The sequence below is a fragment of the Bradyrhizobium sp. KB893862 SZCCT0404 genome, from assembly GCF_018130885.1.
In the GTDB taxonomy this organism is placed as follows: domain Bacteria; phylum Pseudomonadota; class Alphaproteobacteria; order Rhizobiales; family Xanthobacteraceae; genus Bradyrhizobium; species Bradyrhizobium stylosanthis.
Genome location: NZ_JAFCLT010000006.1, coordinates 516,021 through 530,588, shown reverse-complemented (window position 1 = coordinate 530,588; position 14,568 = coordinate 516,021). Strand labels below are relative to the sequence as shown.

General features: G+C 66.1%; 11 protein-coding genes. 3 read left to right on the top strand and 8 right to left on the bottom strand.

What is annotated here, in order from left to right; genetic code table 11:
* The first annotated feature begins 22 nt into the window (after positions 1 to 22).
* Positions 23 to 1,471, top strand: coding sequence for an aldehyde dehydrogenase (locus tag JQ617_RS25465; protein WP_212028675.1), 1,449 nt, complete (start codon positions 23 to 25; stop codon positions 1,469 to 1,471).
* A gap of 37 nt (positions 1,472 to 1,508) precedes the next feature.
* Entirely contained in the window at positions 1,509 to 3,122 is a 1,614-nt protein-coding gene (gene mdlC / locus JQ617_RS25460; protein ID WP_212028674.1) for a benzoylformate decarboxylase, read from the top strand.
* Positions 3,123 to 3,146: 24 nt separating this feature from the next.
* Here mdlC and JQ617_RS25455 read toward each other — a convergent pair whose 3' ends face one another.
* Genes JQ617_RS25455 through dctP form a run of 5 tightly spaced genes read right to left on the bottom strand, consistent with a single transcriptional unit; the run spans position 3,147 to position 9,019 of the window.
* Positions 3,147 to 4,670, bottom strand: coding sequence for a malonate--CoA ligase (locus tag JQ617_RS25455; protein ID WP_212028673.1), 1,524 nt, complete (start codon positions 4,668 to 4,670; stop codon positions 3,147 to 3,149).
* Positions 4,667 to 6,076, bottom strand: a complete 1,410-nt coding sequence (locus tag JQ617_RS25450; protein ID WP_212028672.1) for a malonyl-CoA decarboxylase — start codon at positions 6,074 to 6,076, stop codon at positions 4,667 to 4,669. The genes JQ617_RS25455 and JQ617_RS25450 overlap by 4 nt, the downstream gene beginning before the upstream one ends.
* Before the next feature lie 17 nt (positions 6,077 to 6,093).
* Complete coding sequence (locus JQ617_RS25445) at positions 6,094 to 7,449, bottom strand: TRAP transporter large permease (RefSeq protein ID WP_212028671.1); 1,356 nt, start codon at positions 7,447 to 7,449, stop codon at positions 6,094 to 6,096.
* Complete coding sequence (locus JQ617_RS25440) at positions 7,446 to 8,003, bottom strand: TRAP transporter small permease (protein WP_502754893.1); 558 nt, start codon at positions 8,001 to 8,003, stop codon at positions 7,446 to 7,448. The genes JQ617_RS25445 and JQ617_RS25440 overlap by 4 nt, the downstream gene beginning before the upstream one ends.
* On the bottom strand, positions 8,000 to 9,019 hold the full coding sequence (dctP, locus tag JQ617_RS25435; RefSeq protein WP_212028670.1) for a TRAP transporter substrate-binding protein DctP: 1,020 nt from the start codon (positions 9,017 to 9,019) through the stop codon (positions 8,000 to 8,002). The genes JQ617_RS25440 and dctP overlap by 4 nt, the downstream gene beginning before the upstream one ends.
* A 123-nt stretch (positions 9,020 to 9,142) precedes the next feature.
* Between dctP and JQ617_RS25430 the strand changes: the two genes are divergently transcribed.
* Positions 9,143 to 9,826 (top strand): GntR family transcriptional regulator, encoded by a 684-nt coding sequence (locus JQ617_RS25430; RefSeq protein ID WP_212028669.1) that lies wholly within the window; start codon positions 9,143 to 9,145, stop codon positions 9,824 to 9,826.
* Between the two features lie 46 nt (positions 9,827 to 9,872).
* Here the strand turns inward: JQ617_RS25430 and JQ617_RS25425 are convergent, their stop codons facing one another.
* From JQ617_RS25425 to JQ617_RS25415, 3 genes are all read right to left on the bottom strand, one after another.
* Positions 9,873 to 13,001 carry an efflux RND transporter permease subunit gene (locus tag JQ617_RS25425; protein ID WP_212028668.1) on the bottom strand — a complete coding sequence of 1,043 codons (3,129 nt, stop codon included), beginning with the start codon at positions 12,999 to 13,001 and terminating at the stop codon, positions 9,873 to 9,875.
* Entirely contained in the window at positions 12,998 to 14,236 is a 1,239-nt protein-coding gene (locus JQ617_RS25420; protein WP_212028667.1) for an efflux RND transporter periplasmic adaptor subunit, read from the bottom strand. Before JQ617_RS25420 ends, JQ617_RS25425 begins: the two co-directional genes overlap by 4 nt.
* Before the next feature lie 67 nt (positions 14,237 to 14,303).
* Positions 14,304 to 14,546, bottom strand: a complete 243-nt coding sequence (locus JQ617_RS25415; RefSeq protein WP_212028666.1) for a hypothetical protein — start codon at positions 14,544 to 14,546, stop codon at positions 14,304 to 14,306.
* Positions 14,547 to 14,568: the final 22 nt, after the last annotated feature.

Below are 14,568 nucleotides of genomic sequence, written 5' to 3'. Positions count from 1 at the left end.
CACCAATATCAGGGAGGTTCTAATGGACGTCAGTCTTCTCATCAACGGCCGGGATCAGGCCGCTTCCGGCGGCAAGGCGTTCGAGCGGCGCAATCCGCTGTCGCAGGAGGTCGCAAGCCGCGCGGCCGCGGCGACCGTGTCCGATGCCGATGCCGCTGTGGCGGCGGCCTCCGCTGCGTTGCCGTCATGGTCGGCGCTCGGCCCGAACGCGAGGCGCGCGCTGCTGCTGAAGGCGGCCGATGTGCTCGATGCCAAGCGCGACGCTTTCATCAAGATCATGATGGCGGAGATCGGCACGACCGAGGTCTGGTCGGCCTTCAACGTCAAGCTTGCATCCGGCATGCTGCGCGAGGCAGCGTCGCTGACCACGCAGATCGCGGGCGAGGTGATCCCGTCCGACAAGCCGGGCTGCATCGCGATGTCTGTGCGACAGCCGGCCGGCGTGTGCCTTGGTATCGCGCCGTGGAATGCGCCGATCATTCTAGGCATTCGCGCCGTCGCGACGCCGCTCGCCTGCGGCAACACGGTCGTGCTGAAGGCCTCCGAGATCTGCCCGGGGACGCACCGCCTGGTCGGCGAGGTCTTCAGGGATGCCGGCTTTCCGCCCGGCGTCGTCAACGTCGTCACCAATGCGCCCGCCGATGCGCCTGCACTGGTCGAGCGGCTCATCGCCAATCCCGCCGTGCGGCGGATCAACTTCACCGGTTCGACGCGGGTCGGCCGCGTCATCGCCGAGCTCGCCGGACGCCACCTCAAGCCGGTGCTGCTCGAGCTCGGCGGCAAGGCACCGCTGGTTGTGCTGGACGATGCCGACCTGGATGCCGCCGTCGCCGCCGTGGCGTTCGGCGCCTTCATCAATCAGGGCCAGGTCTGCATGTCGACCGAGCGCGTGATCGTCGACGAGGCGGTGGCTGCGTCCTTTGTCGAGAAGCTTGCGAAGAAGGCAAGCGCGCTCCCGGCTGGCGACCCGCGCTCTGGCCCGGTCGTGGTCGGCTCGATGATCGACGAAGCTCCCGCGATGCACGTCGTTGCACTGATCGACGACGCCATCGCCAAGGGAGCGGTCAAGCTTGCGGGCGGCGCACGAACCGGCACGGTCGTGCCGGCCACTGTGCTCGACCGCGTCGCGCCAGGCATGCGCATCTACGCGGAGGAGAGCTTTGGTCCCGTCGTCTCGGTGATCCACGCCAACGGCGTTGACGAGGCCGTGCGGCTCGCCAACGACACCGAGTACGGCCTCTCGGCCGCCGTGTTCGGCCGCGACGTCGCCCGTGCACTGACGGTGGCCCAGCGGATCGAAAGCGGTATCTGCCATGTCAACGGACCGACCGTGCACGACGAAGCGCAGATGCCGTTCGGCGGCATGAAGGGATCGGGCTATGGCCGCTTCGGCGGTCAGGCCGGCATCGCGGAATTCACCGATCTGCGCTGGATCACCATCGAGACGCAACCACAGCACTATCCGTTCTGATTGCGCTCACGGCGAAGCACCCTGGGAATAACGACCAATGAACTCAGAAGTCCTCACGGTTCGGGAAGCGACCCTCGGTGTGCTTCGCTCCTTCGGCGTCGATCGCGTCTTCGGCAACCCCGGCTCGACTGAGCTTGCCTTTCTCGGCGACTGGCCCAATGACATCGACTATGTGCTCGGCTTGCAGGAAGGCTGCGTCGTCGGCATGGCGGATGGCTATGCGCAGGCGACCGGGCGTCCGTCCTTCGTCAATCTGCACTCCGCTGCGGGGCTCGGCCACGCCCTCGGCAACCTCTTCACGGCGTTTCGCAACAAGACACCGATGGTTGTCACCGCGGGGCAGCAGGCGCGCAGCCTGCTGCGGATGCGGCCTTATCTCTTCGCCGAGGATGCCGAGCAGTTTCCCAAGCCCTACGTGAAATGGAGCGCGGAGCCCGCGCGGCCTGAGGACGTGCCCGCGGCGATCGCGCAGGCCTTTCTCACCGCCATGCAGCATCCGCGCGGCCCGACCTTCGTGTCGGTGCCGTCGGACGATTGGGCGCGGCCGGCATCGGCTGTCCCGCTCCGCCGTATCGCCACGGAGTTCGCGCCGGATCCGGCCGCGGTCGATCAGCTCGCCGCAGCGATCGGCGCAGCGAAAAGGCCGGCCTTCGTGGTCGGCCCTCAGGTTGATCGCAGCGGAAGCGTGAATGACATGGTTGCTGTTGCCGAGCGCGCGAAGGCCGCGGTGTGGGCAAGCCCGATGTCGAGCCGGTCGAGCTTCCCGGAACGGCATCCGCAATTTGCCGGTTTCCTGCCGGCTGCGCCGGCCGCGTTCGCGCGCGCCTTGCGAGGCGCCGACCTGGTCGTCGTGGTCGGAGCGCCGGTGTTCACCTTTCACGTCGAAGGTCAATGCGACCTCCTGGAAGACGGAACCCCGGTCTGGCAGATCACGGATGATCCGACCGAGGCGGCGTCCGCGGCTGTCGGTGACACCATCATCAGCACGCTTCCCAAGGCGCTCGGCGCGCTCCTGTCGGTGTTGCCGGACGTCGCGCATCGTGACGTACCGGCGGCACGTCCACGGCTCGCCGTTCCCGCTGCGAGCAGCCCCATTCCTCCGGCCTATGCGCTCAGCCGGTTATCGGAGCTGATGCCACAGGATGCGATCGTGGTGGAGGAGGCGCCGTCGCATCGCCCGGCAATCCAGCAGTTCATGCCGATGCGCGGCGCGGACAGTTTCTACACCATGGCGAGCGGCGGGCTTGGCTACAGCCTGCCGGCCTCGGTCGGCGTCGCGCTGGCGCGGCCGGGGCACCGGATCGTATGTTTGATCGGCGACGGATCGGCGATGTACTGCATCCAGGCGATCTGGACCGCCGCGCAGCGCAAGCTCCCCATCACCTTCGTCGTCATGAACAATTCCGGCTATGGCGCGATGCGCGCCTTCAGCCGGATCATGCAGGCCCACCGCCCGCCGGGCATCGAGCTGCCCGGCCTCGATTTCGTCGCTCTCGCCACCGGTCTCGGTTGTCCGGGCAGGCGGGTCACGGAGGTCGAAGATCTCGACCGCATCCTCGGCGAAGCGCTGGCGTCGAACGGGCCGTCACTGGTCGATATCGCTGTCGATGCAGCCGTCTCGGACCTTTTTGCAGCCGCGCCGCGTCAATGACACGGGGCGCGAATGGCCGCCGATCTAGCCGGCCTTCGCCGAGTAGACATCGGCAAAACGCTCCCGCAGCAGATTCTTCTGCACCTTGCCCATCGTATTGCGCGGCAGTTCATCGACAAAGATGACGCGCTTGGGCTGCTTGAACTTGGCCAATCGTCCCGAAAGCGCCTCCAGAATGGAGCGTTCGTCTACGGCGGAGCCATTCGAGCGGACGACGGCGGCAGTTACGCCTTCACCGAAGTCGGCGTGAGGCACGCCGACGACGGCACTCTCGGAGACGCCGGGAATGGCGTCGATCTCCGTCTCGATCTCCTTCGGGTAGACGTTGAAGCCTCCGGTGATGATGAGGTCCTTGCCGCGGCCGACGATGTACAGGCAGCCACGCGCATCGCGCTTGCCGAGGTCGCCCGTGATGAAGAAGCCGTCGGGGCGGAATTCGGCCGCGGTCTTGTCGGGCATGTTCCAGTAGCCGGCGAACACGTTCGGGCCCTTCACCTCGATCATGCCGACCTCGTCGGTGGACAGGATGGCGCCGCTCTCGGGATCGGCGATGCGGATCTCGACGGCGGGCAGGGGATGCCCCACCGAGCCTGGAATGCGCGGACCGTCATAGGGATTTGAGGCGATCATGCCGGTCTCGGTCATGCCGTAGCGCTCGAGGATCTCGTGACCCGTCCTGTCTTTCCAGTCGCGATGGGTTTCCGCGAGCAAGGGTGCCGAACCGGCAACGAACAGTCTCATGTTCGCGGTCGTGATCTTGCTCAAATTCGCGCTCTGCAGCAGCCTGACATAGAAGGTGGGGACGCCCATCAGCACCGTCGCCCGGTCCATGGCGGCCAGGATGCGTTCGCCGTCGAACTTCTGCATGAACAGCATGCGTGCGCGTGCCGCGAATGTCACGTTGCCGGCCACGAACAGCCCGTGGATGTGATAGATCGGCAGGGCGTGGATCAGGATGTCGCGGTGCGAGTAGCGCCATTGCTCGACCAGGGTCAGTGCGTTCGAGACGAGATTGCCGTGCGTCAGCATGGCCCCCTTCGAGCGGCCGGTCGTCCCTGACGTGTAGAGGATGGCGGCGAGATCGTCCTTCGCGCGCGGCACGGTATCGAAATCCGCTGCAAGACCCGCTGCGGCGTCGATGAGCGAGCCATGGCCCTGCTCATCGAGCGTTTCGACGCGTCCGCCGGCCTTCGCGGCAATCGCGCGCAGGTCGGCTTCGTCCCTTGGATCGCACACGATCAATGTCGGCTGCGCGTCGCGGATGAAGTACTCGGTTTCTGCCGCTGTATAGGCGGTATTCAGCGGCAGATAGGCTGCACCGGAGCGAAGCGTCGCAAGATAGAGGGCGAGGGCTTCGACAGACTTCTCGACCTTGGCCGCAACCCGGTGGTTCGGACCGATGCCGCTGCCGGCAAGTAAATTCGCAAACCTTCCGCTGAGGGCGGCAAGGTCGGCATAGCTCAGTGTCGCGCCGTTGTCCTTCTCGATGCAGATCGACTGGTCGGAAGCCGCACCGGCAAGCAGGCGGTCGTACAGATTCCAGGTCATGACAAGATCTTCCGTTGCGAGTTGGTGGGAGGACTGGGAACGAGGTCGCGCGATGACAATTTCGCGCGGAGCGCCTTCTTGACCTTGTCGGACGCTACGACGGTGCCGTGTTCGGCAAAGGCTTCGTGGTTCGCCTCGATATGCTCGAGCGCGTAGAGATAGTTCACCATGAGCCCGTAGGATTGCTTCATGCCCTTGGCGGAGCCATCGCCGAGGAAGTTCAGCCGTTCGAGGCGCGCGCCGTTGCCGAGATGGAAGCGGGCGACCGGGTCGACCGGCTTGCCGGACGGCAGCTTCGCCTTGAGGAAGTAATAGGCGGCGAGCGCGGTGACGGCATCCTTCGCCTGCGCGATGTCGCCGCCGTTGTCGAGCGCGGCGATCGCGCCGCTTGTGTCCTCGTCGATCGCGGCGGAGGCCTCGGTCTTGAGCTCGCGCCTGACCCAGCCGGCAAAGCCGGGAACGGGCGACAGCGTGACGAAGGTCTTCAGGTTCGGCAGCTCGCGGGCGAGATCCTGCACCACCTGCTTGATCAGGAAATTGCCGAAGGAGACGCCGGCAAGTCCCTTTTGCGTGTTCGAGATCGAATAGAACACGGCCGTCGTCGCCTCGCGCGCCGCGATCGCCTGGCGCGATTTGTCCAGCAGCGGGCCGATCGCGCCGGGAATCTCCCGGGTGAGCGCGACCTCGACGAAGATCAGCGGCTCGTCGACCAGCTGCGGATGAAAGAACGCGTAACAGCGGCGATCCGGCGGCTCGAGCCGGTTGCGTAAGTCGTCCCAGTCCTGGATGGCGTGGACCGCTTCATACCTGATGATCTTCTCCAGGATGTTCGCCGAGGTCGTCCAGTCGATCGGCCGCAGCACCAGAAAGCCGCGGTTGAACCAGGACGAGAACAGATGGACGAAATCGTCGTCGACCGCCTGGAACTCGGGATGCTCGCGCAGCAGCGAGAGCAGCACCTCCCGCATCCGCACCAGCGAGGCCGTTCCGCCGGGCGCGAGGTTGAGGCGTCGGATCAACTCCTGCCGGCGCGGCTCCGCGGCGGCATGGAGTGCTTCGAGCTTGGACCCGTCGCCGCCCTCCTTGCGCTGGTAGGCGGCGATCGCGAGCTCGATCGCGCGGCGGTCGGGCCCGAACCGGTCGGCGAGCGAGGCGAGGAATTTCAGCCGCCCCGGCTCGGCCGCCTGCTCGAAGGCCGCCAGCAGCGATTGCGCGATCGCGACGCCGGAGGCTTCGCCGCGCCGGGACAGCAGCGCTTCGCCGAGAAGCGCGAGATCGCGATTCTCGCCCGCCTCGCGATCCGGCTTCATGCCGAGAACCGCGCGGCCGCGTTGCGTCAGCGTGTCGATCAGCCCTGCCAGGAATTCCGGTGCGGCAATGCGTCCGGATCGGATGTCGTTCAGCATGGGGCGTGGCTCCTCGATTATCGCGATGGCGGACCCATCACGAGGTTGGGCAGGAAGGTCGAGATCGACGGGACAAGGCACAGCAGGACGACCGCGAATGCCATCAGCACGACGAAAGGCAGCGTTCCCCAGATCACGTCCCGCAGCGGGATGTCGGGTGCGATGTTCCTGATGACGAAGATGTTGAGGCCGACCGGCGGATGGATGAGGCCCATCTCCATCACGATCGTCATCACCACGCCGAACCAGATCAGGTCGAAGCCGGCGTCCTTGAGCGGCGGCAGGATGATCGGTGCCGTCATCAGGATGATCGAGACCGGCGGCAGGAAGAAGCCGAGCACGACCACCAGCACCAGGATCGCCCCCAGCAGCACCCATCGCGACAGCTGCATCGCGACGATCGCCTGCGCCGCCGCCTGGCTGATGTGGAGATAGCTCATCACGTAGGAGTAGAGCAGCGACATGCCGATGATCAGCATCAGCATGGTCGATTCCTTCAGCGTCGATTCCAGGATCGGACCGAGATCCCGCGGCCGCCACACGCCGTAGATCGAGGCGATCAGGACCAGCGCCAGGATGCCGCCGAGCCCGGCGGTCTCCGACGGCGTCGCGTAGCCGCCATAGAGCGCGATCATGACGCCGCTGAGCAGCACAACGAAGGGCATGACGCGCGGCAGCGCGCCGAACCGCATCGCCATGGTGAAGCGCTCGTTCGACAGGATCGGGTGCTGCGCCGGATCAGCGGCATAGGCGCGTTGCGCCGCGGCGTATTCGGCCTTGAACCTCAGCACCGCGTAGGTCGCAAACAGCAGCACCAGGAGCAGGCCCGGCCCGATGCCGGCGAGGAACAGGCGTCCGAGCGATTGCTCCGCCGCGACCGCGTACAGGATCATGGTGATCGAGGGCGGCAGCAGGATGCCGAGCGTGCCGCCGGCGGCGATCACGCCGGCGGCGAAGCCGCCGGAATAACCGCGCTTGCGCATCTCGGGAATGCCGGCCGAGCCGATCGCCGAGCAGGTGGCCGGAGACGATCCGGCCATCGCGGCGAACAGCGCGCAGGCGAACACGTTGGCGATGCCGAGTCCGCCGGGGATGCGGCCCATCCAGACATGCAGCGCGCTGTAGAGATCCTGTCCTGCCTTCGATTTGCCGATCGCGGCCCCCTTCAGGATGAAGAGCGGGATCGCCAGCAGCGTGATCGAGGCCATCTCCTCGTAGACGTTCTGCGTCACCGTATCCAGCGATGCGGCGGGCATGAAGAAATACATGAAGATGACGGCGACCGCGCCGAGCGCCAGCGCGATCGGCATGCCCGAAGCCATGACGGCGAGGGTCGCACCACCATACATCAGTCCGACGGCAAGCGTGCTCATTTGCTCCTCCATGCATCGAGGCTCGCGGCGAGCTGGAGCGCGATCTGCAGCGTCATCAGCGTCATGCCCAGCGACATCATGCTGTAGGGAATCCACAGCGGCGGGGCCCAGGTCGATCCGGACACCTGTCCGTCGACCCATGCTTCGTGGAACAGCGTCCAGGATTTCCAGGCGAAGAAGCAGCAGAACAGCAGGCTCGCCGCGTCGACCACGAGCATGCGGATCGCATTGCCGCGCTTTGACAGATAGCCGGTGAGGGCCTCGATGCCGATATGGCCGCGTCCGGACTGCACGAACGCGGTCGACAGGAACGTGGCGCCGACCAGCAGGAACACCGCGGCCTCGTCCTGCCAATAGGTTGCCGCGTTGAAGAAATAGCGCGCGGCCACGCTGTAGCTCAGGATCGAGCTCGCGACGATGAGCGCGATCGAGCAGAGCACGACGATCGCCCTGTTGAGCAGGGTCATCGCGCGAGCGATCCGTCCCACCGGGGAGCCGGGCCGCGCCGCCGTCATGACGGGGGAGTGGCCGAGGTCGACACCGTGCGCGCTCATGAGCCGGCCTCCACGGCGAGCTTGATCAGGCGGGCGCAGTTCTCGTTCTTGTTGGCGTAGTCCTTCCAGGCCGTGTCGCGCGCAAGCTCGCGCCACGCCTGAACCGTCTTGTCGTCGAGATCGTGCACCGTCGCGCCGGCGGCCTGGTAGACCTTGGCGACGCGGACGTCGTCCTCCACCGCCGCTGCGCGGCCGAACGCTTCGAGCTCGGCGCCGACCGAGACGATGACGTCGCGCTCCTCGCTCGAAAGCCGCTCGAACACCGCCTTCGACATCACGAGCGGATCGAGCATGAACCAGTAGCTCTTCGCTCGCCCGGTCGTCAGATGCTTGGCGAGCTCTTCCAGGCGGAAGGAGGTCAGGCTGGTGGACGAGGTGAGGGCGGCATCGCACGCGCCGGTCTGCATCGCCGCATAGAGTTCGTTGGAGGGCAGCGACAGCACCGAGGCGCCGGCCGCCTGCAGCACGAGATCCATCTCGCGCGAGCCGCCGCGGATCTTCATGCCCTTGGCATCGCCGACCTCGACCAGTGGACGCGAGCGGCTGGCGACGCCGCCGGCCTGCCAGATCCAGGTGATGATGACGAGGCCCTTGGCGGCGAGGAATTTGCTGAACTCCTGGCCGATCGGCTTGTTCTTCCAGCCGAGGCCTTCGTCGTAACCGGTGACGAGACCCGGCATCAGGCCGATGTTGAGTTCGGGAAGATCGCCGCCGGCGTAGGAGATCGGAATGAGGCTCATGTCGAGCGCGCCTTTGCGCATCGCCGAAACCTGCGCGTTCGTCTTCATCAGCGACGAGCCCGGATAGATCTCGGCGGTCATCGCGCCTTTGCTGCGCTCCTGGATCAGCGCCGCGAAGCGCCGGCAAAGCCGGTCGCGGAAATCGCCCTCGGTCGCGGTGCCTCCCGGAAACTGGTGCGAGATCTTCAGGGCCGTGGCCGCGCGCGCCTCTCCGAACCGGAGCAGCGCCGGGGCTGCGATTCCCAGGGCCAGGACTTGGCGTCGTGACATTCTCATTCCATACCTCCCGTTGCCTGATTGCATTTTTTAATTCTAATATTGCATACAATTCATATATGAACTGCATGCTGTATGTTTTGTCAAGCATGTGGTATGGAATCTTGGGATCAGGTGTATACGATGAGCCAGGCCTTCAGACTGAAGCAGTCGATCGAAGACGCTGTGATTGCAGGGGAATTCCTGCCGGGCGATCGCCTGGACGAGGCCTCGCTCGCTGAGCGATTCGGGGTGTCGCGGACCCCCATTCGGGAGGCGCTGCTTCAGCTCGGCGCCGAAGGCTTCATCGATGTCCGCCCCCGCCGGGGCGCGATCGTCAGCGTCCCGTCACCGACCCGGCTGTTCGAGATGTTCGAGACCATGGCCGAGATCGAGAGCGCGTGCGGACGGCTGGCCGCGCGCCGGCTGACGCCGGACAATGACGCGGCGATGGAGACGGCGCACCGTGCCTGCGAGATCGCCGCGCGCGAAGGCGACAGCGAGCAGTACTACGCCGACAACCGCAATTTTCACGAAGCGATCTATCGCGCCAGCCGCAACAGCTTCCTCGCCGATCAGGCCTTCGCCCTGCACAAGCGCCTGAGCGCATATCGCCGCATCCAGCTTCGGGCGCGCAATCGTCTCCTGCAATCGCTCCAGGAGCACGCCGGGGTTCTCGAAGCGATCCGCGCCGGTGACGAGCAACTCGCCGCGACGCGGCTTCACGACCACGTTCTGGTGCAAGGCGAGCGGTTCTCGGACATGGTGCTCGGCCTTTCGGCAAGCGGCCGCGCAACGACTGCCGGAACCAGGAGCGGGACGAAATAGGCGCCCGCCTGCGCCTTGCGGCAACACCACGAAGTGCCCAGCGCCGTCATGGCCGACGGCTTGGTTTGAAAGCCGACTTTGCGCGCTCGCGCAGGCGCTGGAAAATCACGTAGAGCATCGGCACCAGGAAAATTCCGATCGTGCTTGCGGCCAGCATGCCGGCGAAGACGGCCGTGCCCACCGCCCTTCGGCTGAGTGCAGCGGCTCCGGTCGCGATGACAAGCGGCACGAGGCCGAGGATGAAGGCGACCGACGTCATCATGACGGCGCGAAATCGCATATGGGCGCCCTGCACAGCGGCCTCGTCGAGCGCCACGCCCGCCTCGCGCTGCTCCTTTGCGAATTCGACGATCAGGATGCCGTTCTTCGCGGCGAGGGCGATCAGCACCACCAATCCGATCTGGCCGTAGAGATCGAGATTGAGGCGCGCGATCTTGATGCCGAGATAGGATCCGAGCACGCCGACGACCACCGACAGCAGCACCGGGATCGGGATGACCATGCTTTCATAGAGTGCGACCAGGAACAGATAGGCGAACAACACCGCGAGCATGAGCACGATGCCGGTTTGGCCTGCCGCCGCCTGTTCCTGATAGGCGGTGCCGGTCCAGGCGAAGCCGTAGCCCGCAGGCAGCACGTTCTCCGAGATCTCGGCCATAGCAGCCAGCGCAGTGCCCGAGGAGACGCCGGGGGCCGGGCTTCCGTTCACCGTCACCGAGCGATAATTGTTGTAACGGGTGATGACTTGCGGCCCTGTCACGATCTTGAGCCCGGCCAGTGAGCGCAAAGGCACCATCTGCCCGCCATTGTTGCGCACGTAGATCCGCCAGATATCCGAAGTGTCGCTCCGGTCGAACGCCTCGCCCTGCAGGTTGACCTGCCAGGTCCGGCCGAACAGATTGAAGTTGTTGACGTAGATGCCGCCAAGCGTCGCCTGCAGGGCGGTGAAGACATCGCTGACGGTGACGCCGAGCGCCTGAGCCTTGCGGCGGTCGACATCGAGATAGAGCGAGGGGTTGGTCGCGGTGAACGTAGAGAATACCCGCGCAAGCCGCGGGTCGGCGTTGGCGGCGCCGATCAGCGCGTTCGTGACGCTTGAGATCGCGGCCGGGCTCTGTCCCTCCAATGCCTGCAATTGATATTCGAATCCGCCGCCGGTGGAGAGCCCGATGATCGGCGGCAGGTTGAACGGCAGCACGTTAGCCTGGCGAATCTGCGCACCGGCTGCGAACATTTTGGCGATCAGCGCCTGCGCCGAATCCGCCGCCGCTTTGCGATCGGCGAAAGGCTTCAGCCGCGACACCACCAGCGCGCTGTTCGGCTCGGAGGCGCCGTCGAGCAGGGAAAACCCGATCACTGCAAGCACGTGATCGACGGCCGGCATCTGCTTCAGGACGTCCTCGACCTGCCGAGTGACCTCGCTGGTGCGCGCCACCGAGGCGCCGTCGGGCAGTTGCACCGAGGTGAAGAAGGCGCCCTGGTCTTCCTCGGGCAGGAATCCCGTCGGGGTCACGAGCGACAGGCCGAATATCCCGCCGGCAAACACGGCGACCAGCAGGAGCGACAGGGAGGCCCTGCGCACGAGGTGGCGGACGCCGCCGCTGTAGCGATCGCGCAGCCAGTCGATGCCGCCGAGCACGCGGCCCATGATGCCGCGGCGCGGGCCGCCGTGGCGCAGCAGCAGCGCGCACAGGGCCGGCGACAACGTCAGGGCATTCAGGGCCGAGATCGTCATCGCGGCGCTGATCGTGACCGCGAACTGGCGGAACAGCGTGCCGGAGATGCCGGGGATGAATGCGATCGGCACGAACACTGAGAGCAGCACCAGCGTGATCGCGAAGATCGGCGCCGTGATCTGGCTCATGGCCTTCTTGCTGGCCTCGGCCGGCGACAGATCGGGCTCCTCCGCCATCACGCGTTCGACGTTCTCGACCACGACGATGGCGTCGTCCACGACGATGCCGATGGCGAGCACCATCGCGAGCAGGGACACCGTGTTGGCGGAATAGCCGAACACCAGCAGGACGGCGAAGGTCCCGATCAGGCTCACGGGCACGGCGATGGCTGGAATGGCCGTGGCGCGGATGTTTCCGAGGAACAGGTAGACCACGATCACGACCAGGACGAAGGCCTCGCCCAGTGTCGTCAGCACCTCGGCGATCGTATCGCGAACGAAGCTCGTGGAATCGTATTGCACGAGATGGCTGAGCCCAGGCGGAAACCGGGTGGACAGCCGCTGCATCGTCTGGGCGACAGCGCGCGCGGTGGTCACCGCATTGGCGCCGGGCGCGAGATAGATCGCGATCGGGACCGCGGCGCGCCCGTCGATCCGCGCTTCGCTGTCGAGATTCTGCGCGCCGATCTCGACGCGGGCAACGTCCTTCACCAGCAGGGACGACCCGTTCGGATTGGCGCGCAGCACGATGTTGGCGAACTGATCGACGCTGGCGAGCCGGCCCAGCGTCTGCACATTGAACTGGAATTGCTGGTCGTCGCTGATCGGCCGCGCGCCGATGCGGCCGACGGGCGCCTGCACGCTTTGCGTCCGGATCGCTGCGATCACATCCGACGGCGTCAGATTGAGACTGGTCAGCCGCTGCGTATCGAACCAGATCCGCATCGAATAGTTCATCCTGGCGAACAGATTGGCCTGGCCGACCCCCGGTGTGCTCGCGATCGCATCGAGCACGTTGATGATGGCGTAGTTGGTGATGAAGAGCGGGTCCTGTTTGCCGTCGGCGCTGTAGAGCACCAGGAATTGCAGGATCGAGGAGGATCGCTTCTGCACCGTGACGCCCTGTTGCTGCACCTCCGTCGGCAATTGCGACAAGGCGCTCTGCACACGGTTGTTGACGTTGACGGTGTTGATGTCCGGATTGGTGCCGAGCGCGAACGACACCGTCAGCGTGTAGCTGCCGTCATTGCCGCTGGTCGATTTCATGTAGAGCGCGCGGTCGACGCCGATCACCTGCGCCTCCAGCGGCTGGGCGACGCTGCTTTCCACGACCTCGGCGGAAGCGCCGGGGAAGTTGGCGGCGACGGTGACCTGCGGCGGCACGATGTCCGGGAACTGCGCCACGGGAATCTGCTTGAGCGCGAGCGCGCCGGCGATGACGATGACCAGGGCGATCACCATCGAGAGCCGCGGCCGGTCGACGAAAATCCCTGATATCATGGACTGCCGCCCGGACGCACCGGAGGAGCCGCGCCGGCGTCCTTTGGCGGAGCCGTCTCGCCGGCCGAGCCCTTCATGCTCGATAGGATCAAGGAGCTTGCCGGCTCCGGCGCGACGGTCTGGCCGACACGGACCCGCTGCAGTCCTTCGGCGATCACCTTGTCGCCGGCCGTCAGCCCGCTGATGACGGCGGCAATCGTCGGCGTCGATTGACCGAGCTGGATGCGCCGCTGCTCGGCCTTGTTGTCGGCGCCGACGGCGAGGACATAGTCGCCGCGCTGGTCGGACAGCACCGCCGCGCGCGGAATCGCCAGCACCTCGACCGGCTGCACGCCTTCGAGCACGACGGTGACGAATTCGCCGTCGGTCAGCTCGTGAACGGTGACGCCTGCCGCTGAAGGAGCGTGCAGGATCGGGTTGGCGATGTCGCCGCGAACGATGATCGTATCGGTGTTCTGCGCGATGCTGTTGTCGACGAAGTTCAGCTTGCCGGACTGGCCGTACATGCGCCCGTCGGGCAGCCGCAACCGGATCGCCACGGCTTCGAGGCCGCCTTGCGGACCGTAGCGCTCGCGCAGCTCCAGTCCCTGACGCAGCGGCACCGGAAAGGTGACGTACATCGGGTCCTGGCTGACGATGGTGGTCAGCACGCCCGAGCTCGGCCCGACGATGTTGCCTTCGGTCACGGCCGTGCGCCCGATCTTGCCGCCGATGGGCGCGCTGATGGTGGTGTAGTCGAGGTTGATTTGCGAGGCCCGCATCTGCGCCTGGGCGGCTTGAACCTGGGCCTCCAGACTGCGCTGGGCCGCGATCGCGGCGTCGTAGGTTGACTGCTGTCCAGCGGGGCCGCCGAGCAGGGTGCGTGCGCGTTCGGTCGTCAGCCTGGCGTTCTCGAGCGTGGCCTGCAGCTGTGCCACCTCGGCCTGCTTGGCTGCAACGTCGGCCTCGAACGGTCCGCGCTCGAGCCGGTAGAGCAGGTCGCCCTTCTTGATCTCGGCGCCTTCGGTGAACACGCGCTGGTCCAGAAACGCAGTGACGCGGGCGGCGATGTTGACCCGGTCGATCGCCTCGATCCGGCCGAGGAATTCGCTGCTCTCGGTGATCGGCCGCCGCGTCGCCTCGACGACGCCGACCGCAGGTGCGGGCGGAGCCGGCTGCGTCCATGCGGGCCCGGCCATCAGCCCGGCCATCAGGCTTGCTGCCGGCAATCTGATGAGGACGTCGGCAAGGGTCATGGATCGCTCCTTGCTCCCGGAGTCCGGAACTGCCGGCGTCAATGCAGTCGAGATCGCGCCGATCGCGCTACTTCCGCGCAGTGTCGTTGCTGCGCGGGGGCTCGTCGTAGCCTTTGCGTTGGCTGTAGAACATCAGCGCGATCAGGCCGCAGCCCGACACCAGCATGAGAACCGCAGCGACGGCCAGGATGACGTTGCCGTAGACCGGCATCCCCGGTGTCGATCGCCAGACCGACACGCAAAACCAGGTTGCGCCGACCAGAAGCGCGGCCAGCACGGCGGCAAGTATCCACTGGTTCCCGTTGCGCACGTTTCCCTCCGTCACCTTGAGA

Excerpts from the sequence above, each read along its gene's own strand:
- JQ617_RS25465 (WP_212028675.1), top strand. The coding sequence starts at position 23 with ATGGACGTCAGTCTTCTCATCAACGGCCGGGATCAGGCCGCTTCCGGC.
- JQ617_RS25450 (WP_212028672.1), bottom strand. The coding sequence starts at position 6,076 with ATGCTGAACGACATCCGATCCGGACGCATTGCCGCACCGGAATTCCTG.
- JQ617_RS25455 (WP_212028673.1), bottom strand. The coding sequence starts at position 4,670 with ATGACCTGGAATCTGTACGACCGCCTGCTTGCCGGTGCGGCTTCCGAC.
- JQ617_RS25425 (WP_212028668.1), bottom strand. The coding sequence starts at position 13,001 with ATGATATCAGGGATTTTCGTCGACCGGCCGCGGCTCTCGATGGTGATC.
- JQ617_RS25430 (WP_212028669.1), top strand. The coding sequence starts at position 9,143 with ATGAGCCAGGCCTTCAGACTGAAGCAGTCGATCGAAGACGCTGTGATT.
- dctP (WP_212028670.1), bottom strand. The coding sequence starts at position 9,019 with ATGAGAATGTCACGACGCCAAGTCCTGGCCCTGGGAATCGCAGCCCCG.
- JQ617_RS25440 (WP_502754893.1), bottom strand. The coding sequence starts at position 8,003 with ATGAGCGCGCACGGTGTCGACCTCGGCCACTCCCCCGTCATGACGGCG.
- mdlC (WP_212028674.1), top strand. The coding sequence starts at position 1,509 with ATGAACTCAGAAGTCCTCACGGTTCGGGAAGCGACCCTCGGTGTGCTT.
- JQ617_RS25420 (WP_212028667.1), bottom strand. The coding sequence starts at position 14,236 with ATGACCCTTGCCGACGTCCTCATCAGATTGCCGGCAGCAAGCCTGATG.
- JQ617_RS25445 (WP_212028671.1), bottom strand. The coding sequence starts at position 7,449 with ATGAGCACGCTTGCCGTCGGACTGATGTATGGTGGTGCGACCCTCGCC.